Consider the following 22,899-nt stretch of genomic DNA (forward strand, 5'->3'; position numbering starts at 1 on the left):
ATTGGGGGCGTTACGCGTGCGGGTGGCGCGTGCCGGGACGACTGCGGTCGGAATAAGCCGCGGACACCTGCGTGCCGGTCGCCGTCTTGTGGAAGGCAGCGTTCACGACAGCGTCTCGATCACGACGTCGGCCGCAGCACGGCGCACGCCGTCGGCGCTGAGCCTGCGCGCGTCGCCGCTTTCCAGCCGACACATCGAAAACGCCGTGGCCAGCCGCGCGCACTGCTCCAGATCGGTGCTCGCATCCAGCAGCGCAGCGGCCAGGCCGGCCACCATCGCATCGCCTGCGCCAACGCTGCTGCCGTGCGCCAGGCGTGGCGGACGCGCGATCAGTCGCTGGTCGCGCTGCACGAACAACGCACCGTCGGTGCCCATCGAAATCACCACCAGCTGGATGCCGCGTGCCAGCAGTTCGTGCGCAGCGGCGCTGAGTGCGGCGCGATCGGCGAGCGGGCGGCCGGCCCAGGCTTCCAGTTCGTGGCGATTCGGTTTGACCGCGTAAGGCAGCGCATCGCGTGCTGCGCTCAGTGCGGCCACCAGCGGTGCGCCACTGGTATCGAGCAGCACGCGGGCACCGGCGGCGCCGGCCTGCGCCTGCAGCTGCGCCCAGCTGTCGTCGGGCAGGCCGGCCGGCAGGCTGCCGGACAACACCACCGGCAGGCCGGGGCGTAGCAGCGGCGCGAGTTGATCGGCCACGCTTTGCAGATGCGCGCTGGTCAGTTGCAGGCCGGGCAGATTGATGTCGGTGGTGTCGTTGCTGCGCGCTTCCACCAGTTTGAGATTGGTGCGGGTTTCGCCGGCCACGCGCTGGCAGTGGTCGACGATGCCGCGCTCGCGGAACAGCGCTTCGAACACGCCGGCATTGCCGCCGCCGAGCACGCCAAGTGCGGCCACATCGGTGCCCCAATCGGCCAGGCACGCAGCCACGTTGATGCCCTTGCCGCCGGCATCGTTACGCACGCTGCTGGCGCGATGCACTGCACCGGGCTGCAGGCTGTCGAGCCGGATGGTCTGGTCGATCGCCGGGTTCAGTGTGACGGTGAGGGCCTGCAAGCTCATGCCATGCCCTCGCGCTTGGCTTCCAAAGCGCGCACTTGCTCGGCGGTTTCGCAATTGAGCGCCTGCTCGGCCAACTGCTGCAATTGGCCGAGCGAAGATGCCCGCAGGCGCGCCTTCACCGCGGGGATGTCGTTGGGCGTCATCGACAGTTCCTGCACGCCCAGGCCGGCCAGCAGGCTGGCGCCGAACGCATCGCCGGCCAGGCCGCCGCACACGCCAACCCAGCGCTCGTGCTTGCGCGCGCCGTCGATGGTGCTGCGGATCATGCGCAGCACCGCCGGATGCAGGCTGTCGGCTTCGGCGGCCAGCTCCGGGTTCTGGCGGTCGATCGCCAGCACGTACTGGGTGAGGTCGTTGGTGCCGATCGAGAAGAAGTCCGCATGCCGCGCCAGCACGTCGGCCTGCGCGGCGGCGGCCGGCACTTCGATCATGATGCCGATCGGAACCTCCGGTGCATCCAGCTCGGCGCGGATGCGTGCGCAGATTTCGCGCAAGGCGATCAGCTCCGGCACCGAGGTGATCATCGGGAACATGATCGACAGCCGCGCCCCGTCCTTGGCCGCGCGGTATAGCGCTCGCAGCTGCGGCTCCAGCAGGTCGGGGCGACGCAGCAGCAGGCGCGCGCCACGCACGCCCAGGAACGGGTTTTCTTCGTGCGGCAATTCCAGATGCGCCACCTGCTTGTCGCCGCCGATGTCCAGCGCACGCACGATCAGCGGGCGGCCGTCCAAGGCCTGCGCCATGGCGCGATAAGTCGCGTACTGCTCGTCTTCGGTGGGCGTGCTGCCGCTTTCCAGGAACAGGAACTCGGTGCGCATCAGGCCGACGCCTTCGGCACCTTGGGTGAGTGCCATCGCCACCTGGTCGGGCAGGTTGACGTTGGCGCCGATGTCGATGTGGTGGCCGTCGGTGGTTTCGGCCGGCAAGGCGCGCTGCGCGGCTTCGCGCTCGCGGATGGCCTGTTGTTCGGCGATGTGGGTGCGTGCCGCGTCCAGATCCTGCGCGGACGGGTTGATGTACAGGCGCCCGCTGCTGCCGTCGATGATGGCGGTGGCGCCGTCTTCGATCTCCAGCAACTGGCCGCCGGCTGCGACCAGCGCCGGCAGGCCCAGGGTGCGCGACAGGATCGCGGTGTGCGAGGTCGGGCCGCCCTGTGCGGTGGCCAGGCCGAACACACGTGCGGTGTCCAGGTTGGCGGTGTCCGACGGCGACAGGTCGCTGGCCAGCAGGATGCAGGGCTGGTCGGGCAAATCAGTCAGACCGGCGCCCGCTGCAGATGGGTCGAGCTGGGCCAGCACGCGGCGGCCGACATCGCGCAGGTCGGCCGCGCGGCCGGCCAGCACCGGGTTGCCCAGCGCGGCCAGGCCGGAGGCGATCTGTTCCACTGCCTGGTGCCAGGACCACGCCACGCCATGGCCTTCAACCATCAGCTGGCAGGTGCGGGTGATCAGGTCGGTGTCGTTGAGCAACTCGGCCTGGGCCTTGAAGATGGCCGCGTCCGAGGCGCCAAGGCGGCGCTGGGTGTCGTCCTGGATCGCCGCCAGCTGCTGGCGGGTGCGGGTCAGCGCATCGTGCAGCTGTGCGCCGCCATCGCCCAGGCCGACCGGCTGATCGGCCACCTCGGTCTGCGCCGCACGCAGGCGGTGCACGATGCCGATCGCCACGCCCGGGCTGGCGCCGATGCCGACGATGGCCGGCTGCGCCTGCGGCGGGGTCCAGCCGACCACCGGTGCAGCGCGGCGTTGCGCGGCACGTTCGGCATCGGCCTTCTCTTGTGCGGTCAGGCTGTCCATCACCGCGCGCAGGCGCTTGAGCAGCGCCGCCGCATCGTTGCCTTCGGCCGAGACGGTGATGCTGTCGCCGGCACGCAGGCCCAGCTGCAGCAGGCCGACCAGACTCTTGGCATCGGCGGCCTGGTCGCCGGCACGCACCTGCGCACGCGCAGAGAAACCGCGCGCGGTTTCGGCCCAGCGCGTGGCCGGGCGCGCGTGCAGGCCGCTGGGGTAGGCGATGGTCCACTCGAAGCGTTCGGCCAGATCGGTGGCTGGCGCGGCGCTGGTGTCGGGGGCGCGGTCGCCGGTGAGTGCGGCCACGATCACGCCGGGGTCGTCGGTGGTGAACAGCGCTTCCAGCTGCGCCGGGTCCTGGATCAACCGGGTCAGCCGGCGCAGCAGGGTGATATGGGTGTCGGATTGGGCGGCGATGCCCACCACCAACCGGGTGATCTGGCCGGGGTTCCATTCCACGCCCTCGGGCAGCTGCAGCACCGCAATCCCGTCGCGGTGCACCAGGTGACGGTCTTCGCCCACCCCGTGCGGGATGGCCAGGCCATGGCCCAGGAAGGTATTCGCCAGGCCTTCGCGGCGTCGCATGCTGGCGTCGTAACCGGGTGCCACGCAGCCGGCGGCGACCAGCAATTGCGCAGCCTGGGCGATGGCATCGTCCTTGTCGCGGGCGTGAGCACGCAGGCGGATGAGCTCGGGAGTGACGGGGGCTGGCGACGGAGAAGACAAGGCGGGCTCCGATAGGGGGATCAGGCTGGGAAGTATAGTGGGAACGTTCCCACGATCCAGGTCAATGTGCAGTGCACAAAATCCTTGTAGTGCTTTCGGGTTAGCATCGGAACTGACACCGCGCCTGGTTCAGGTGCGCAAATGGAGCGGGAACGGTCCCAGTGAGTATCAGCATCAATGACGTGGCCCGGGTGGCCGGTGTGTCCAAGTCCACGGTCTCGCGCGCGCTGGGCACCGGCCCGGTGAGCGAGGAGGTGCGTGCCAAGGTCGAGGCGGCCGTCCGTCAGACCGGTTACCGCCCCAATTTGATGGCGCGGCGATTGCGATCCCAGCAGTCCGGCATCCTCGGTGTGATCGTGGCCGATATCCGCAACCCGTACTTCACGTCCCTCATCCGTGCGGTGGAAGAGGTTGCTTACCGTGCCGGTATGCGCGTCACCCTGTGCAATACCGATGAAGATCCCGAGCGCGAGGCGCTGTATCTGGAGCTGATGCAGGAAGAGCGCATCACCGGGCTGATCTTCGCCCCGACCCGGGTGACGGTGGGGCGCATGCACGAACTGGCCCTGGATTACCCCACGGTGCTGGTGGACCGTGCCGGCCCCGGCAGCCGTTACGACAGCGTGGTACTGGATAACGCCGCGGCGATGGGCGAGTTGGTCACGCACCTGCAGGCACAGGGGTACCGACGTATCGGCGGGTTGTTCGGCAGCACCAGCACCACCGCGGCCGAGCGTCGCGACGGCTATCTGGCGGCGATGCGGATGCAAGGACTGACCCCGGACTACCGCGAAGTGGCGCCGACCGCCGAAGCGGCGATTGTCGAATTGGAACAGTGGCTGGCAAGCGACAGTCGGCCCGAAGCCATCGTCACCAGTAATAGCCTGCTGCTGATGGGCGCATTGAAAGCTGCGCGTACTGCCGGCCTGCGGCTGCCGCAGGACCTGGCCCTGGCCGGCTTCGACAACGAGCGCTGGACCGACCTGGTCGAACCGGGCATCACCGTGGTCGAACAGCCGGTCGAAGACATGGGTCGCGCCGCGATGTCGTTGCTGCTGGAACGCCTGAGCAACCCGCAGCTACCGATCCGCCGCATGGTCATGACCGGGCGTTGCGTGGTGCGCGGTTCGACCGCTGCCCGTGCACCCGATCAGACCTAGCGAGCGATACAGCACCGAGCGATACAGCACCGTAGGAGCGCACCCGGGCGCGACCGAGCCTTACCGACAGCCCTGATCGCGGTCGATAAAGCCCCATCGCGCCCAGGTGCGCTCCTACAGTGCAGTGCCAGTGCGGATCGTAACAATGCCAGTGCGGATCGCAATGCATGTGCGAGTGACGACCTGCGCATGACGTGCGCTGGCGTTTCCGATCATCGTCATCTCGTAGGAGCGCACCTGGGCGCGACGGACGTTACCGGTAGAGCGTTCGCGCCCGGGCGCGCTCCTGCAGTGCAATGCCAATGCGGATCGCAACGCATGTGCGAGTAACGACCTGCACGTGACGAGCGCTGGCGTTTCCGATCATGCCACCTCGTAGGAGCGCACCTGGGCGCGACGGGCGTTACCGGTTAAGCGTTCGCGCCCGGGTGCGCTCCTACAGTGCAATGCCAGTGCGGGTCGTAACAATGCCAGGGCAGATCGCAACAATGCCAGCGCCGGTCGCACTGCATGTGGGGGGTAGCGACCTGCGCGGCAGGTTGCTAGTGCGGGTGCCTGCGGTGTGCTTCCCCATGCCAAGGACAGCACAACAAAAAAGCCCCGGCAGTGCCGGGGCTTTTCGTCTTGCAATCAACCGATCGATCAACGATCCGGACGGTGCGTGCCGGAGTCGTTCTGTGCGACCAGATACTCCTTGGACTGCTCGTCCAGCTTGTCGCCCAGCATGCGGCGCACCACCACAAAGAACAGCGGGATGAAGATCACGCCGAGCACGGTGGCGAATACCATGCCGCCGATCACGCCGGTGCCGATGGAATGACGCGAGTTGGCGCCGGCACCGGTGGAGATCGCCAGCGGCAACACACCCAGGATGAAGGCGAACGAGGTCATCAGGATCGGGCGGAAACGCAGGTGCGCCGCTTCCAGGGTCGCCTCGCGCAGGGTCTTGCCTGCCGCGCGCTGCTCCACCGCAAATTCCACGATCAGGATCGCGTTCTTTGCCGCCAGACCAATCACCGTGATCATGCCGATCTTGAAGTACAGATCGTTCGGCAGGCCGCGCAGCATCGAGAACACGATCGCACCCAGCACGCCGATCGGCACCACCATCAGCACCGCCACCGGAATCGACCAGCTCTCGTAGAGTGCGGCCAGGCACAGGAACACCACCACCACCGACAATGCCAGCAGCAGCGTCGCCGCGTTACCGGCAATGATTTCCTGATACGACATGCCGCTCCAGTCGAAACCGAAGCCCGGCGGCAGATCGTTGTTGACGATCTCTTCCATCGCCGTCATCGCCTGACCGGAGCTACCGCCCGGGGCAGGGTTACCGACGATGTTCACCGCCGAATAGCCGTTGTAGCGATTCAGCGCCGGCGAGGCGTACGTCCATTCGGCCTTGACCACGTTGCTCAGCGGAATCATGCCGGGCTGGCCATCGGCACCCACCGCCGTCGTACTCGGGCTGAAGAAGTTGCGCAGCGACTCGGGGCCGGTACGGAACTGATCGTCGGCACGGATGTTGACGCGCTTGATGCGGCCTTCGGAGAAATAGTCGTTGACGTACACCGGTGCCAGCATCAGCTGGATCGAGCTGTAGATGTCGCTGACTTCCAGACCCATCGACTGCGCCTGCACGCGGTCCACATGTAGCTGCAACTGCGGCGAGTTTTCCAGGCCGTTCGGGCGCACGCCCACCATGGTGTCGGCCTTTTGCGCTGCCTTGCCCAGCACGATATTGCGCGCCTGGGTCAAGGCTTCCTGGCCTGCGCCGGAGCGATCCTGCAGCCACATGTCGAAGCCGCCGAACTGGCCAAGGCCCTGCACGGTCGGCAGGTTGACCACGAAGATCTGCGCGCCCTTGATGCCGTAGAAGGCACCGTTGAGTTGCTGGATCAACTGCTCGGCTGTGACGTCACGCTCGTCCCACGGCTTGAGCCGGATGAAGCCCATGCCGACGTTTTCGCCCGAGCCCAGGAAGCTGAAGCCGGCAATCTGCAGCATGCCTTCCACGGCCGGCTGCTTTTCCAGCACCGCACGCATCTGCGCAAACGCTTCGTTGGTGCGGATCTTGGTGGCGCCCGGCGGCAACTGCACAATGGCCACCGCAAAACCCTGATCTTCTTCCGGCAGGAAGCTGCCCGGCATGCGGGTGAACAGGAAACCGCACAGCACCACCAACACCACGAACACGATCATCCACGGCGGCGAGCGCTTCAGCGTGTGACCCACCACGCCGACATAGCGATGCGCCAGCTTGTCGTAGTACTTGTCGAAGGTGCGGTAGACCCAGTTCTTCTTGTCCGAATGGGTGGGCTTGAGGAAGCTGGCGCACAACGCCGGCGTAAAGGTCAGCGCCAGGAACGCGGAGAAACCCATCGACATGGCGATGGTCAGCGCGAACTGCTTGTAGATCGCACCGGAGGCGCCGGGCTGCAGCGAGGAGGGGATGAACACCGCCGCCAGCACCACGGTGATGGCCACCACCGCGCCGGTGATCTGGGTCATCGCCTTCTGCGTGGCCGCCTTCGGCTCCAGATGCTCCTCGCTCATGATGCGTTCGACGTTCTCGATCACCACAATCGCATCGTCCACCACGATGCCGATCGCCAGCACCATCGCAAACAGGGTGAGCTGGTTGATGGTGAAGCCGATGGCGTACATGCCGAAGAAGGTGCCCAGCAGCGCCACCGGAATCACCAGGGTCGGGATGACCGTAGCGCGGAAGTTCTGCAGGAACAGCAGCATCACCAGGAACACCAGCACGATGGCTTCTACCAGCGTGTGCACCACTTCCTCGATGGAGATGCGCACGAAGGTGGTCGATTCGTACGGCGCAAACCAGGTCACGCCCTGCGGGAAGGTGGGCTGCAGTTCGTCGAGCTTGGCACCGACCGCCTCGGACACGTTCAGTGCGTTGGCGCCCGGCAGCAACTGGATACCGAAGGCACCGGTGGGCTTGCCGTTGTACTGGGTATCGAAGCCGTAGTTGCTTGGCCCCACGGTGACCCGCGCGACATCCTTCAGGCGCACCGTTGCACCGTTGTTGTCGGTGCGCAGGATGATGTTCTCGAACTCTTCCGGCGAGCTGAAGCGCCCTTCCGCCGACACCGTGGCAGTAAAGCTGATGCCTTGCGGCGTGGGGTCGGCACCGACCGAACCGGCCGCGAACTGCACGTTCTGGTTACGTACTGCGGTCAGCACCTGGGTGGCCGACAGGTTGTAGCCCTGCAGCTTCTCCGGGTTCAACCAGATGTTCATCGCGTACTCGGCGCCGAACTGGTTGGTGCTGCCGACGCCGGGAACGCGCGAAATCTGCTCGAGCACGCGCGAGCCGACGATGTCGTTGAGCGCATCGCGGTTGATCGACGGATTGTCCGACCGCAGTGCCGCCACCATCAGGAAGCCGGCGTTGGCCTTGGCCACCACCACACCCTGCTGGGTGACTTCGGACGGCAGGCGCGGCGTGGCCAACGACACCTTGTTCTGCACCTGCACCTGCGCGATATCCGCGTCGGTGCCGGTTTCGAAGGTCAGGGTGATGGTCACGCGGCCGTTGGAGGCCGATGAGGAGTTGAAGTACAGCAGGTGGTCGATACCGGTGAGCTGCTGCTCGATGACCTGCGTCACCGCTTTTTCGGCGGTATCGGCGCTGGCACCGGGGAAGTTGGCGGTGACGGTGACCTGCGGCGGGGCGATCGTGGGGTACGACTCGATACCCAGATTCAGGATCGAGATCACGCCCGCAAGCGAGATCAGGATCGCCACCACCCAGGCAAAGATCGGGTGTTCGATAAAAAACTTAGGCATGTCCGGGTTCCGTCACTGCTGCTTGGACTGGGAGTCGGCCGGTTGCGCGGCCGCATCCTGCTTGGGCTGTTCCTGCGCTGCCGGCGCCGCGGCATCGGCTGCGTTTGCAGCCGGTGCGGCCTTCGCATCGTCAGCCTGGCCTGCGGCCGGAGCCGCGCCAGGTGCACCGGGCTGCCCCGGCTGGCCACCGGCGGCCGGCTTGTTCGGATCCCACGGCACGCCCTTGGCCGGCTGACCTTCCTTGGCCTTCTGCACGCCATCGACAATGATCTGGTCGCCCGGGGTCACGCCGCCGGTCACGATCCACTGGCCCTTTTGCTGGCCGTCGACGGTGAGGTTCTTGCGCACCACCTTGCCGTCCTTGCCCAGCACCAATGCATAGGCGCCCATCGCGTCGCGCTGCAGCGCCTGCTGCGGCAGCAGGTAGGCATTGTTGCGCTGCCCCAGGCTGGCCTTGAAGGTGACGAATGCGCCCGGCAGCAGCGCCAGTTCCGGGTTGGGCAGGGTCGCGCGCAGCGACACCGCACCGGTGCTCGGGTCCACCGTCACCGCAGACACGTCCAGCGTGCCGGGGTGCGGGTACAGGGTGCCGTTGCCCAGCTCCACGTTGATGGTGGACTTGCCGTCGCCGCTGAGCTGCACGTTGCCGCTGCTCTGCGCCTGGCGTAGCGCGGCGAGTTCTTCGCTGCTCATCGCAAAGTTCACGTACAGCGGGTCGATCTGGTCGACCGTGGTCAGCAGGGTGGCTTCACCCGAGCCGACCAGCGCGCCTTCGGTGACCCGCTGAATGCCGGCACGGCCGGTGATCGGCGAGGTGACGCTGGCGAAGCTGAGCTGGATGCGAGCGGACTCGACCAGGCCACGCGCCTGCTGCACGTTGGCGCCGGAGGAGCGCTCGGTGGCTTCGGCGTTGTCGATGTCGGCGCGCGAGACGTATTGCTGCGGCGCCAGGCTGCGCGCGCGCTTGGCGGCGACCTGGGCGTTGGCGTAGGTCGCCTGCGCGGCGGCCAGCTGGCCCTGTGCCTGCAACAGCGTGGCACGCAGCGGCATCGGATCGATCTCGAACAGCGGCTGGCCTTCCTTGACGTCGGTGCCTTCGGTGTACAAGCGCTTGAGCAGCACGCCGTCTACGCGGGCGCGCACGTCGGCCGAGCGGAACGCCGACAGGCGACCCACCAGGTCGCGTTCCAGCGGCAGCGTCTGCGGCTTCATTTCCAGCACCGACACTTCCGGCGGCGGCGGCGCCTGCTGTTGTTCGGGCTTGCTGCAGGCAGCGAGCGCCACGGTGATGGCCAAGGCCAGGCCGAAGGTGCGGAGCGGGGCAATCATCAGGAGGAACTCCGTTAGGGTCTTGAAGTGAGAAGAGCAAGCGGGGCCAGCGCAGGCGCGGCGTTGGCCGCGGCAAACGCCCGCAAAAAGGTATCGACGGCGAACTGCGCCCACTGCTGCCTGGCGGCAAGGCCGGCGCGATGGGGAACCTGAAACCGTTGGCGATCGAAATCCAGCCCGACGATCATGCTGAGCAGCAGCTCGGCCATGAAGTGCGGATCGTCATGGCGCAGCTGGCCGGTGGCCATCGCTTGCTCGAAGCGATGCGCCAGGCGTTGCTGCATACCGACGACGCCCTCCTGGAAGATCTGCTGGGATTGATCGGGGAACCGGTGCGACTCGGCTTCCACCAAACGACAGGTCTGTAACACATCCGGGCTGTTCAGACGGTCAAGATGGGCCAGCGCGAAGGCCAGCAGATCTTCGCGCAGATCGCCGGACACCGCGTCCAGCGGCACCGTGGCCAGGTGCACGTGGTCCTGCAGGACATCGCGCAACAGATTCTCTTTACAACCGTAATAGCTGTAGAGCGTCTGCTTGGAACAGCCGGCGCGCTCGGCCACCGCGTCCATGCTCAGTCGCATGCCGCGCTCGGCAAGCAACGTATGCACGGCAGCATGGATGCGGCGATCGCAGTCCGAACGCCGGGCAGCACGGGGGGAACGAGGAGTCATGGCGGTAGACTATACCGTCCAGTTTAGTTTTTAAACAGCCTTGACGATCGCAGTTTGGTCTGCGCAACGCCTTGTGTGCCAAGCATTCGACCGGACTTTGCCGGATCTGGCGATCCGGCGACCCTGCGGCCGGCCAGGGGCGGGGAAACTACAGAGCCATACGGCTTTTGCGCCACTGCCGCGCCTGCTACGTGCCGCGCATTTGCGCTATGCAGCAAGGCGTTGTCACGGCGCATCGGTACAATTCAGGTTTTCCACCGAGCATCCCAGCTCTCTCATGACAGCCAAGAAAGCCGCTTCGAAATCGTCCACGACGTCGGTCAAACCGGTCGCCGAACGTGCCGTCCCCGTGCTTGCCACCGAACCGCAGGCGGTCACCCTCGAGCCGGTGTTTGCCGCGTTGCGCAAGCGCTACCCGGCGGCCCGACAGTCCGAGGTCCAGTTGTTCGCGGCCGATTTCTATCGGCGCATGGAAGAAGACGAGTTCCCGAACCATCCGCCCGAGCAGTGGGCGGCGCTGGCGGCCGACATGCTGGAATTTGCGCGCGTGCGCAAAGCCGGCACGGTCAATGTGCGGGTGTTCAACCCGGCCCTGAAGAGCCACGGCTACGAGTCGCCGCATACGCTGCTGCAGATCGTCAACGATGACATGCCGTTCCTGGTGGACTCGGTCAGCATGACCTTGTCGGACCTGGGCATCGGCGTGCATGTGCTTGGCCACCCGGTGCTGCGCATCGCGCGCGACAAGGCCGGCAAGCTGACCGCGGTGGGCGAGGGCAAGAGCGAATCGTTGATGGTGCTGGAGATCGACCGCCAGCCGGCCGATGAGATGGCCAAGGTGGAAGCGGCGGTGCGCAAGGTGCTGGGCGAAGTGCGCGCCATCGTGCACGACTGGGCCTCGATGCGCGAAAAGATGGTGATGCTGGCCGACGATCTGGCCACCCGCCGCCTGCCGATCGACGACATCAGCCGCCACGAAGCGCAGGAGTTCTTGCGCTGGGCTGCTGCCGACCATTTCACCTTCTTCGGCTACCGCGAGTACCGCGTGGAGAAGCAGGACGGCCAGGAGGTGTTGGCACCGGTTGAAGAAACCGGCCTGGGCCTGATGCGCGGCCACGACACCTCGCCGGCGCGCCCGGTGACCACGCTGGCGGCGCATGGCTTGAATGCGTCGTCCAAGCGCAAGGACGCGTTGATCCTGACCAAGACCAATGCACGTTCGCGCGTGCATCGCGTTGGCTACATGGATTACATCGGCATCCTGGAATTCGATGGCAAGGGCCGTATCGTCGGCGAGCAGCGCTTCCTGGGCCTGTTTACCTCCAGCGCCTACAACAGACGCCCGTGGGAAATTCCGCTGGTGCGTCAGCGCCACGAATACGTGATGAGCAAGTCGGGGCTGACCCCGAGCAGCCATAGCGGCAAGGCGTTGCGGCATATTCTTGAGACGCTGCCGCGCGAAGAGTTGTTCCAGTCCAACGAAGAAGAGCTGTACCGCACCGCGATCGGCATCCTGGGCTTGCAGGAGCGCGTGCGTAGCCGCATGTTCCTGCGCCGCGACAAGTACAGCCGCTTCATTTCTGCACTGGTGTACATCCCGCGCGAGCGCTTCAACACCGATGTGCGGTTGCGCATCGAAGGGCTGTTGAAAGACGCGTTGCACGGCGAATACATCGATTCGTCGGTGGTGCTGGGCGAGTCGCCGCTGGCGCAGCTGCATCTGATCGTGCGGCCCAAGAGCGGCGAAGCGCTGGAGTTCAACACCACCGAACTCGAATCGCGCCTGGCGCATCTGCTGCGCAACTGGCGCGATGCCCTGCGCGAAGCGCTGGTGGCACGTCACGGCGAGGCCAATGGCCTGCGCATGGCCGCCAACTTCGGCCGCGCGCTGCCGGCCGGCTACATCGAAGAGTCGTCGATCGAATCGGCGGTCTCCGATGTCGAACATCTGGCAACCCTGGATGGCCCGGACGATCTGCATCTGAGTCTGCAGGAAATCCGTCGCGACGACGGCGTGCGGCTGGATGCCGGCGAAGGCCTGCGTTTGAAGTTGTACCGTCAGCTCGACGACATCCCGCTGTCGGATGCGATGCCGATGATGGAAAACATGGGTCTGCGCGTGATCTCCGAGCGGCCGTATCGGCTGCAGGTGGGCGAGACGCCGGTCTATATCCAGGATTTCGAAGTCGAATCGACCGCGGGCAAGATCGACGCCGCCCATGCCGATGCCGGCTTCGGCGAAGCCTTCGAGCGTATCTGGAATGGCGATGCCGAAAACGACGGCTTCAACCGTCTGATCCTGGCCGCCGGTCTGCACTGGCGTCAGGTCGCGTTGCTGCGTGGTTACTGCAAGTATCTGCTGCAGACTGCGGTGCCGTTCTCGCAGACCTATGTCGAAGCCACGTTCACCCGCTATCCGTTGCTGGCACGGCTGTTGGTGGAACTGTTCGAAGCGCGCTTCGATCCGTCCACCGGTAGCGAAACCAAGGCGCAGATCTTTGCCGGCCAGGAACGTCTGCGCGAAGAACTCTCCGCGCTGGCAGGTGGCGATGAGGCCACGCTCAAGGCGCTGGAACCGGTGCTCGCCGCACGCGGCGGCGACCGCGCTGCGCAGCAGGAAGCTACCCGCGCCACCTTGCTCAAGCTGATGGACCGCGTGTCCAGCCTGGACGAAGACCGCATCCTGCGCAGCTTCATCGACGTGATCGATGCCACGCTGCGCACCAACTACTACCAGACCGACAAGCACGGCAAGTACGGCCATTGCATCAGCTTCAAGCTGGATTCGGCGATCGTGCCGGATCTGCCCAAGCCGCGTCCGTATCGCGAAATTTTCGTCTACGGCCCGCGCGTGGAAGGCGTGCATCTGCGCTTTGGCGCGGTGGCGCGTGGCGGCCTGCGCTGGTCGGACCGTCGCGAGGACTTCCGCACCGAAGTGCTGGGTCTGGTCAAGGCGCAGATGGTCAAGAACACCGTCATCGTGCCGGTCGGCGCCAAGGGCGGTTTCTACGTCAAGCGCTCGCCGGTGGGCGGCGATCGTGATGCGATCCAGGCCGAAGGCATCGCCTGCTACAAGCTGTTCATCCAGGGCCTGCTCGACATCACCGACAACATCGTCGGCGGCAAGATCGTGCCGCCGCCGCAGGTGGTGCGCCACGATCAGGACGACCCGTATCTGGTGGTCGCCGCCGACAAGGGCACGGCCACCTTCTCCGATATCGCCAATGGCCTGGCGTTGGATCACGGCTTCTGGCTGGGCGATGCGTTCGCCTCTGGTGGTTCGGTCGGCTACGACCACAAGGGCATGGGCATCACCGCGCGCGGCGCGTGGGAGTCGGTCAAGCGCCACTTCCGTGCGATGGGCCGCGATTGCCAGAGCCAGGATTTCAGCGTGGCCGGCATCGGCGACATGTCCGGCGACGTATTCGGCAACGGCATGCTGCTTTCAACGCATATCCGCCTGCTGGCCGCGTTCGATCACCGGCACATCTTCCTCGACCCGTCGCCGGATGCGGCTGCCTCGTTCGCCGAACGCGAGCGCCTGTTCAAGCTGCCGCGTTCCAGCTGGGCCGATTACGACGCCAAGCTGATCAGTGCCGGCGGCGGTATTTATCCGCGCACGTTGAAGTCGATCGACATCAGCGCGCCGGTGCGCGAGGCGCTGGGGCTTGAGGCCAACGTCAAGCAGCTCTCGCCCAACGCGCTAATGAACGCCATCCTCAAGGCGCCGGTGGACCTGTTCTGGAACGGCGGTATCGGCACCTACGTCAAGGCCTCCAGCGAATCGCATGCCGATGTGGGCGATCGCGCCAACAACGGTCTGCGCGTCAATGGCGGCGAGCTGCGCTGCAAGGTGGTGGGCGAGGGCGGCAATCTGGGCCTGACCCAGCTGGGCCGCATCGAAGCGGCGCAGACCGGCGTGTTGCTCAACACCGACTTCATCGACAACTCGGCCGGCGTGGACACCTCCGATCACGAGGTGAACATCAAGATCCTGCTCAACGACATGGTGCAGGCCAAGAAGCTCACCTACGACGCACGCAACAAGCTGTTGGCGTCGATGACCGACGAAGTGGCCGACCTGGTGCTGTGGGACAACTATCGCCAGAACCAGGCGATCAGCTTGATGGAGCGCATGAGCGTCAAGCGCCTGGGCTCCAAGCAGCACTTCATTCGCACGCTGGAATTGCAGGGCCTGCTCGATCGCCAGATCGAATTCCTGCCGTCCGATGCCGAACTGTCGGCACGTAAGGCGCGCGGTCAAGGCTTGTCGCGTCCGGAACTGTCGGTGCTGCTGTCGTACTCCAAGCTGGTGGCGTTCCAGCAGCTGCTGGAATCGGATATTCCGGAAGACCCGTATCTGTCGAAGGAATTGCAGCGCTACTTCCCGCAGCCGCTGCAGAAGAAGTACGCCGATGCGATGGAGCGCCATCGCCTCAAGCGCGAAATCATCGCCACCGCGGTCACCAACACCACCATCAACCGCATGGGCGCCACCTTCCTGATGCGCATGCAGGAAGACACCGGCCGCAGCATCGGCGAGGTCGCCAAGGCCTATACCATCAGCCGCGAAACGCTGGATGCGCGCGCGCTGTGGACGCAGATCGATGCGCTGGACGGCAAGGTGCCCGAGTCGGTGCAGATCGATGCGCTGGAAGTGATCTGGCGCCTGCAACGCTCGTTCGTGCGTTGGCTGTTGCTGCGTCCGGGCCAGATGCCGGGCATCACCGCAGCGGTGGAGCGTTACCACGGCCCGTTCAACGATATCCGTGTGGCCTCGGGCGTGTTGTCCGACACCCAGCGACCGTTGTACGAAGCCAGCGTGCAGGAATGGCAGGACAAGGGCCTGCCGCCGGCACTGGCACAGCAGCTGTCCGAGTTGCGCTATCTGGAACCGGCGTTCGACATCATCGAAACCGCGCGCACCCGCAAGCTCAAGCCGGTGGAAGTGTCCAAGGTGCATTTCCGTCTGGGCGATGCGTTGCGGCTGCCGTGGTTGTTCGAGCAGATCGACGCGCTGGAGGTCAACGGCCGCTGGCATGCGGTGGCACGTGGCGTGCTGCGCGACGAACTGGCCGCGCATCAGCGTGCGCTGGTGGGTCAGGTGCTGACCATGCCCGGCAGCAGTGCCGAGGACAAGGTGGCCAACTGGATGGCACGCGATGATTCCAGCCTGCGCTTCACCCTGGCGATGTTGAGTGATGTGGCCGAGCAGAAGACGCTGGACTACCCGACCGTGTCGGTGGCGGTGCAGCGGTTGGGGCAGTTGGCGGCGCACGGGCTGTAACTAGCGTGCGCGGCATGACGGCAGAGCGATTGCTCCGCCGTCACGCTGCCTGTCATCAGTGAATGAGCTTGTGTTGCCAATGAATAACGCAGAAGGCCGCCCCAGGGCGGCCTTCTGCGTTATTGGATGCGTGCTGATGACGTAGTGAAGCTGTGCGCGCGTGTGCAGGCGCGGCACAACACCGCAGGCCCGCACCGATCGCCATGCGAGTCGTGCGGGCAGCAGTGCAGCTCAGCTCGTCAGGTCGTCGGCTGATAGCGCTCTGCGGCGTTTGCCTGCCGGATGTCCGACAGCAAACCCTGGCGCGCGCCATCCAGTGCGTCCCAGCGTTCGGCCACGTGCAGCGGCGGAATGGTGACCAGTTCGCGGCGATCGAAGCCGACCAGCGCGGCGTCGACCAGTTCGTTAACATCCATCAAGTCGCTCAGCGTGTTGATGTCGATACCGGCGCGTTCCCAGATCTCGGTGCGCGTGCCGGCCGGCAAGACGGCCTGCACATACACGCCCTTGGCGCCAAGCTCCACGTGCAGGCCCTGCGACAGGAACAGCACGAAGGCCTTGGTGGCGCCATAGACGCTCATGCCGAATTCGGGCGCAAACCCCACGACCGATCCAATGTTGACGATCGCACCGCTGCCGGACTGCGCAAAGCGCGGCGCAACGGCGGCGGACAGGCGCGTCAACGCGGTGACATTGAGCGCAATCAGGCGGTCGATCGCCTCGGCGTTTTGCTGCACGATGCCGCCCGATTGCGCCATGCCGGCGTTGTTGACCAGGATGCCGATCTGCGCGTCGTCGCGTAGGCGGGTTTCCACGGTGCTTAGGTCGGTTGGCTGGGTCAGGTCGGCCTGCAGCACATCGACGCTGACGCGATGGGTGTCGCACAGGTGCGCGGCCAGGGCGTCCAGGCGTTCCTTGTCGCGTGCGACCAGCACCAGGTTGTGGCCGCGTTGGGCGAAGCGCTCGGCGTAGACAGCACCGATACCGGTAGAGGCGCCAGTGATGAGGACAGCGGGAAGTGCGGTCATAGAAATTCCTTGAGTGAGAGAGGTGGAAAGGCGCACGACGTGGCCGCAAGCGCCCCGGGCGCCGGTCCGACGCCTGCACGGTGACGTGTCACCGTGACCATCGCGACGCGATTGGTTGGCGTCAGGTTGCCTAGGGCAGAGGGAGCGGGCAGCGACGCGTGGGCATTGAGGGTGCTCAGAAAGACGGCGGATGCAAAGATTACGAATAAAATCTAAGGTGTCAATACTTTGATGACGCGCAACATCAAAGTATGCTGTCGCTGTCCCCATTCCCCCCACGGAGCGTCGCAACCATGAAAGTGACCAAAGCACAGGCACAGGCGAACCGGGCGCATGTCGTTGAAACCGCCTCGGTGCTGTTTCGCGAGCATGGTTATGCAGGGATCGGTATTGCCGATCTGATGGCCGCTGCAGGGTTCACCCACGGTGGTTTCTACAAGCAGTTCGGCTCCAAAGCAGATTTGATGGCCGAATCGGCAGCCTGCGGCTTGGCCAACATCGCGTCACAGTCCGAGCGCGTGGACAAGACGGATTTCGTGAACTTCTATCTGTCGCGCGGACATCGCGACAGCCCGGCCACCGGTTGCACGATGGCTGCGCTGGGCGCCGAAGCCGCGCGTCAGCCGGAGCAAGTGCGCGAAGCGTTTGCGGCCGGGGTCGAAAACCTGTTGGCCGCGCTCGACCGCAGCGGGGCCGCGCCCGGTACTGCCGAGGCAGCAGATGAGCGCGTCAACACGCTGAACATGCTGGCGCACGCCATCGGTGCCATCGTGCTGTCGCGGTCGTGTCCCAACGATTCGCCACTGGCCGACGAAGTCATTGCGGTATGTCGTGACCAGATTCTGTCGTCGTTGCAACCCTCCAACTGACTGAGAGAAGTGCAGCTGCGTCCTGCGTGGCCGAGGGATTGGCGGTAGCGCCGCGTGCCAAGAACGGCTAACAAACCATAGCGAGCAATTGTCAGGTGGGTGTGGATGGCGCGCTCAGAACCGGAATGTACGCGTGGTGCATGCCGTACCGAGCACCGGCCGCGCCCGCCTGGCGGTGAGTAAAGTCGTTTTGTTAGCTGCTTTTAGCGAAATGTTTTAGCGAAATGCGCTTTTACTGAGACGCCAACTCACGCGTTGCCACTCCTTGCAGGAGTGACATGTGCTTGGCGCGACGCCGCTCACCCCGCTGCACGACGAGCCGCTGAAGCGACACGCCCACCGAGCAAGCGTTGCAGGCGATCAACGCCGTCCACGTGAGCCCGACTCAAGCGACTTCGTTGCCTCAGCGGAAAGCGTCTTGTGCCGCACGGTGGCACCGCATCACCGGAGATCCCGTACCGCACCGCCATCGCAGTTCCGTAGCGGCGTGATCGTCAACTGGCCGCTGCGCTGTCATTGACTGCGTCATTGACTGCAATCAGGGACGCGCTCACCCGCGGCCTCAATCCATCCCATCAGGAGAAGACAATGACCTTCAATGCATTGCTCGCCACGCAAACCAGCGAGACGGTGACCACCGAACTCGTGCAGTTCAACGAAGACGACCTCATGCCGGGCGAGGTGACGATTGCCGTCGACTACTCGACCGTCAACTACAAGGATGCGTTGGCGGTCACCGGACGCGGCCCGATCATTCGCCGTTTTCCGCTGATTCCCGGCATCGATCTAGCCGGTGTGGTCGAAGCGTCCAGCGATCCCGGCATTGCGGTGGGAGACCGCGTTCTGGCCAATGGCTGGGGCCTGAGCCAGACCCATCATGGCGGCTATGCGCAGAAGGCGCGGGTGCCTGGCGACTGGTTGATCAAGCTTCCGGCGGCATTTTCCACCCACGATGCGATGGCGATCGGTACGGCCGGCTACACCGCCATGCTGACCGTGCTGGCACTGGAGCACGGCGGGCTGATCCCCGAACGCGGCGACATCCTGGTCACCGGCGCAAATGGCGGCGCCGGTTCGGTCGCCATCGCCTTGCTGGCAGGTTTGGGGTATCGCGTGGTCGCCTCTACCGGCCGGCTGGAGCAGGCCGCGTATCTGCACAGCCTGGGCGCTGCCGAGGTCATCGACCGCAGCACTCTGTCCGAACCCGGCGCGCCGATCAGCAAGGAGCGCTGGGCAGGCGTGGTGGATGGGGTGGGCAGCCACACGCTGGCAAACGCGCTTGCGCAGACCCAGTATCGCGGCGTGGTGACCTCGTTCGGCATGGCGCAGGGCGTTCAATTGCCGGCCTCGGTGCTGCCCTTCATTTTGCGCAACGTTACGTTGGCTGGTATCGATTCGGTCAACGCGCCGCAGGCGGTACGCCTGCAGGCGTGGTCGCGTCTGGCGCGCGATCTGGAGTTGGGCAAGCTGGCATTGACCACGACGACAGTTGGGCTGGCGGAGGTGCCGCAGATTGCCGCCCAGTTGCTGGATGGCAAGGTGCAGGGGCGTACTGTCGTGGATGTAAACGCATGAGCGCGCCCACTGCATCGCAGGCATTCCGCTACCTGGCCACGCTGTCGGCCCTCTTGTTTTTCGCGCTGGGCGCTGTCTGGTTGCTGGCGCCTGCGACCGTGCTGGCCAACTGGGGCGTCGCCTTCGACAGCAACGCTTTAGGCGTGGTCGGTCGCCGCGCCGCGCCGATGTATGCGGCCATCGGCGTGATGCTGTTGCTGGTACGCGCTGCACCACCATCGCCGGGGCGCCGTGCGGTGATTGCCGGCTTTGCCACCGCGTGCCTATCGCTGGCGGTGTTGGGCGTGTCGGAATGGGCTGCCGGGCATGTCAACGCCGGTATTTTCCCGGCGGTCGCCATCGAAATCGGGCTTCCGCTGGCGTTTCTGTTGGTCACGCGTGCGGAGGCCGTGTCACGGCGCGCCAACACCACGCCTTGATCGAAGGCATGACGGCAGCTTTCATCGGCTGCGCCACGGCTGTGTCAGCGTCAGCCACGCGAAGCGCGATGTCCGCTCATTTCCTGCCCGGCGTTCTTGTCGAAGCGCACATGCCACCAGGTGGCGCTGAGCGAAATCAGGCTGACCACACAGAACGCCAGCGAAAAATCGCGTTGCGCCGGTTGGGTGTGATCGCCGGCCAGCATCGCCAGTTTGAGAATCATCGCGCCGGCGCAGACACCCACCGACAGCATCAGCTGCTGCAAGGTGGTGTACAGGCTGCTGGCGCGGCTCATGCGCGCGCTGGGCACGTTTTCGTAGGCGATGGTGTTGTAGGCGGCGAACTGGAACGACATGAAGGCGCCGCAGCACAACAGCAGGCCGAATATCAGCGCCGGCGGCCAGTCGGGCCGGAACAGCGCGCACACCATGTAGCCCAGGCTGGCCAGTACGCCGTTGCCGATCAGGCTGTTGCGGTAGCCGAAGCGGCGCAGCAATTGCGGGGTGATGGTGCGCATCAGCAACGCACCGAGTGCGGTGGCCAGAATCAGCCGCCCGCTGTGCGCGGCGCTGAAACCGAAGCTGATTTGAAACAGCAACGGCAACAGGAACGGCTGCGCGCCCTGGGTGATGCGCATCAGCGCACCGCCGATCACCGACAGCCGGAACGAGTCGATGCGCAGCAGGGTCAGATCCAGTAGCGGTGCCGGGTGGTGGCGCGCATGCCACAGATATCCCACCGACGCGGCCGCGCCGATGGCCAGCAACCAACTGGCCATGCCGATGCCGTCCTGCTGGCTGACCATTTCCAGGCCGAACAACAAGCAGCCCAGTGCCATGCCGCACAACACGAAGCCGCGCAGGTCGAAGCGTGCCGGTGCGGTGTCGGTAGGAATTTCCGGGATGAAACGGCGCACCAGCAAAAAGCCGGCAATGCCGATCGGTACGTTGATGTAGAAGATCCAGCGCCAATCCAGATACGACACGAAAAAGCCGCCCAGTGGCGGGCCCAGCATCGGGCCGATGAAGGCGGGCACGAGCGTCCAGGCCATCGCCGACACCAGATGGCGGCGCTCCACGGTGCGCAGCAGGATCAGGCGCCCGAGCGGGGCCATCATCGCGCCGCCGGCGCCTTGCAGTACGCGTGCGGCCACCATGGTGGGCAGGCTGTCGGCCAGCGAGCACAGGATCGAGCCGCCTACGAATACCCAGATCGAAGCGCCGAACACGCGGCGCAGGCCGAAGCGGTCGGCGATGGCACCGCTGGCCGGGATCAGTACCGCCAGCGCCAGCAGATAGCTGGTCATGGCGATGCTCATGGCGGGCGCGGCAACGCCGAAGTCGCGCGCCAGCGTCGGCAGCGCGGTCGCCAGCACCGTGGCGTCCATCTGCTCCATAAAAATGGCACACGCCAGGATCAACGAAATGATGCGGTAGTCGGGATAACGCGGCGGCGTGACGCCGGCCTCGGACACGCTGGAAGACATCGGACTCTCGGTTGCCGGGCCGTGTCCACGACGCCTGGAGGCGCCGGATCGGCCCGCGTCGCACGGTGTTGTGCGGCGCAGCATGGGCATTGTCCGCCTGCGTGGCGCAGGGTTCAAGCGCGTGGCGGCAACGCTGCGTGCGGTTGGGAGTGGCTGTGCTGCGGGGCGAGCTGCTGAAGGGCAGTGTGCGTGCGGTCGTCTTCAGTAGATTGAGGCGGCGCTCCGGAGCGCTGCTTCCTCTCTCGCAAATTGGCCGCGTTCTCGGTCGGAAAGGATGTACCAATGTTCGAGCCGGTCGTGTGGTGGCGCGCGGGACAGCAACGGCACTGCGTGGAGGCGATAGCTGGGGGCGTGGTGGTGATGGCTACGTCGTACCCTCATCCGGCGCTGCGCGCCACCTTCTCCCGGTGGGAGAAGGGAATGCAGGTTTCCGTGCGGGGCGCGGCGGTTGCTAGGTAGCGACAAAGCAACTGGCATAACGCATAAAGCAACGCCCAGGTTCATTGGATGGCGATGGCTGCGTCGTACCCTCATCCGGCGCTGTGCGCCACCTTCTCCCGGTGGGAGAAGGGAGGTCATATGCATGCCGACCGTGCTGCTATGGCGAGCACCAAGCACCAAGCACCAAGCACCAAGTAACAAGCACCAAGTAACAAGCACTGTGCAGCCCGCAGCGCTTCCTAAAGTGTGGGATCAGCGCTGTGCGGTCGGGCTGTCCCAGGCTTCCTTGACCTGCAGGATCCGCGCCAGGGACTCGCGGAAATGCTGCACCAGACGCGGTTCCAGTTGCTTGCCCGACATGCTTTCCAACTTGCGCATCGCGTCTTCCACCGTCCACGGCGCTTTGTAGGCGCGCCGTCCGCAGAGCGCGTCGAACACATCGGCTACTGCGACGATGCGTGCCGATTCCGGAATGGCCTCGCCGGCCAGGCCGGTGGGATAGCCGCTGCCGTCCCAGCATTCGTGGTGATGCAGTGCGATTTCGGCGGCCATCTGGAAGACCGGTCCGCGGCCGTGCCGTAGCAGGTCGTGTCCGGCCTGCGGGTGCTGCCGCACCACCGAGCGCTCGTGCTCGTCCAGCGTGTCGGGCTTGTGCAGGATGCTGCCGGGCACGGCGATCTTGCCGGCGTCGTGCAGTGGCGCGGCATCCTGCAGCATCTGCGCCTGCTGCGGCGACCAGCCGGCGGTTTCGGCCAGCACCCGGGCATACACCGCCATGCGCCAGATATGCGCACCGGTGTCCGCGTCCTGGGCTTGGCCAGCGGTGCCCAGCAGATGGATCGCATCGCGGTATTGCTGCGCCAGGCGCGCGCTTTCGGCCAGCCTGAGCTGGGTGTTGATGCGCACCTTGAGCAAGGCCGGCGAGTACGGTTTGCTGACGTAATCGGCCGCGCCCGCTTCCAGCCCGGCGCGCTCGTCGTGCTCGCTGTTGCGCGAGGTCACGAACAGGATCGGGATGGCATTGCTGGAGGGTTGCTGCTTGAGCGTGCGCGCCACCGCATAGCCATCCATGTCGGGGAGTTCGACATCCAGCAGGATCAACGCAGGCGCATGGCGCGCCACCGCATCCAGCGCCTCGCCCCCGGTTTTGGCGAACACCAGCGCAAAGTCCTCACGCAACAGCTGGCGCAGGGTCGCCAGGTTGCTGGACTCGTCGTCGACACACAGCAGGGGACGGGACGGCAT

At 65.5% G+C, this 22,899-nt stretch carries 13 protein-coding genes and 1 other RNA gene; 5 read left to right on the forward strand and 9 right to left on the reverse strand.

The features are described from left to right. Positions 1-102: 102 nt before the first annotated feature. Complete coding sequence (gene pfkB, locus VC212_RS15340) at positions 103-1,059, reverse strand: 1-phosphofructokinase (RefSeq protein ID WP_323526267.1); 957 nt, start codon at positions 1,057-1,059, stop codon at positions 103-105. Beyond that, a complete protein-coding gene (gene ptsP / locus VC212_RS15345) occupies positions 1,056-3,572 on the reverse strand; it encodes a phosphoenolpyruvate--protein phosphotransferase (protein WP_323526268.1) in 2,517 nt (838 codons plus the stop codon). The genes pfkB and ptsP overlap by 4 nt, the downstream gene beginning before the upstream one ends. Positions 3,573-3,733: 161 nt before the next feature. On the opposite strand from ptsP, the gene VC212_RS15350 reads away from it, so the two are divergent. Next, positions 3,734-4,732 (forward strand): LacI family DNA-binding transcriptional regulator, encoded by a 999-nt coding sequence (locus VC212_RS15350; protein ID WP_115553990.1) that lies wholly within the window; start codon positions 3,734-3,736, stop codon positions 4,730-4,732. Positions 4,733-5,374: 642 nt separating this feature from the next. On the opposite strand, the gene VC212_RS15355 is transcribed toward VC212_RS15350, so the two are convergent. The 3 genes from VC212_RS15355 to VC212_RS15365 are packed head-to-tail and all read right to left on the reverse strand — an operon-like array spanning position 5,375 to position 10,548. Continuing rightward, positions 5,375-8,545 carry a multidrug efflux RND transporter permease subunit gene (locus VC212_RS15355; RefSeq protein ID WP_055851747.1) on the reverse strand — a complete coding sequence of 1,057 codons (3,171 nt, stop codon included), beginning with the start codon at positions 8,543-8,545 and terminating at the stop codon, positions 5,375-5,377. Positions 8,546-8,557: 12 nt separating this feature from the next. Then, the gene (locus VC212_RS15360) at positions 8,558-9,874 is read right to left on the reverse strand and encodes an efflux RND transporter periplasmic adaptor subunit (RefSeq protein WP_055851751.1); all 1,317 of its coding nucleotides are present in this window, start codon (positions 9,872-9,874) and stop codon (positions 8,558-8,560) included. Between the two features lie 14 nt (positions 9,875-9,888). Continuing rightward, positions 9,889-10,548: a TetR/AcrR family transcriptional regulator gene (locus VC212_RS15365; protein WP_323526269.1), complete on the reverse strand. Its 660-nt coding sequence runs from the start codon at positions 10,546-10,548 to the stop codon at positions 9,889-9,891. Positions 10,549-10,825: 277 nt separating this feature from the next. Between VC212_RS15365 and VC212_RS15370 the strand changes: the two genes are divergently transcribed. Then, positions 10,826-15,835, forward strand: a complete 5,010-nt coding sequence (locus tag VC212_RS15370) for an NAD-glutamate dehydrogenase domain-containing protein (protein ID WP_055851756.1) — start codon at positions 10,826-10,828, stop codon at positions 15,833-15,835. A 239-nt stretch (positions 15,836-16,074) separates the two neighbouring features. Here the strand turns inward: VC212_RS15370 and VC212_RS15375 are convergent, their stop codons facing one another. Continuing rightward, entirely contained in the window at positions 16,075-16,863 is a 789-nt protein-coding gene (locus tag VC212_RS15375; RefSeq protein ID WP_323526270.1) for an SDR family oxidoreductase, read from the reverse strand. A 293-nt stretch (positions 16,864-17,156) separates the two neighbouring features. Here VC212_RS15375 and VC212_RS15380 point away from each other — a divergent pair, with 293 nt between their 5' ends. Next, positions 17,157-17,732 carry a TetR family transcriptional regulator gene (locus VC212_RS15380; protein WP_115513226.1) on the forward strand — a complete coding sequence of 192 codons (576 nt, stop codon included), beginning with the start codon at positions 17,157-17,159 and terminating at the stop codon, positions 17,730-17,732. 65 nt (positions 17,733-17,797) lie between these two features. Here the strand turns inward: VC212_RS15380 and VC212_RS15385 are convergent. Next, a non-coding RNA gene (locus VC212_RS15385) (sX9 sRNA) lies at positions 17,798-17,874 on the reverse strand. Positions 17,875-18,320: 446 nt separating this feature from the next. Between VC212_RS15385 and VC212_RS15390 the strand changes: the two genes are divergently transcribed. Both VC212_RS15390 and VC212_RS15395 read left to right on the forward strand, forming a co-directional pair. Then, positions 18,321-19,307: an MDR family oxidoreductase gene (locus VC212_RS15390; RefSeq protein ID WP_323526271.1), complete on the forward strand. Its 987-nt coding sequence runs from the start codon at positions 18,321-18,323 to the stop codon at positions 19,305-19,307. Next, a complete protein-coding gene (locus tag VC212_RS15395) occupies positions 19,304-19,726 on the forward strand; it encodes a hypothetical protein (RefSeq protein WP_323526272.1) in 423 nt (140 codons plus the stop codon). Before VC212_RS15390 ends, VC212_RS15395 begins: the two co-directional genes overlap by 4 nt. Positions 19,727-19,776: 50 nt before the next feature. Here VC212_RS15395 and VC212_RS15400 read toward each other — a convergent pair whose 3' ends face one another. Continuing rightward, the gene (locus VC212_RS15400) at positions 19,777-21,213 is read right to left on the reverse strand and encodes a DHA2 family efflux MFS transporter permease subunit (RefSeq protein ID WP_323520048.1); all 1,437 of its coding nucleotides are present in this window, start codon (positions 21,211-21,213) and stop codon (positions 19,777-19,779) included. 693 nt (positions 21,214-21,906) lie between these two features. Further along, on the reverse strand, positions 21,907-22,899 hold the full coding sequence (locus VC212_RS15405) for an HD domain-containing phosphohydrolase (RefSeq protein WP_055851781.1): 993 nt from the start codon (positions 22,897-22,899) through the stop codon (positions 21,907-21,909).

Origin of the sequence: Xanthomonas sp. WHRI 8932A (assembly GCF_035012785.1) — a bacterium.
Lineage (GTDB): Bacteria > Pseudomonadota > Gammaproteobacteria > Xanthomonadales > Xanthomonadaceae > Xanthomonas.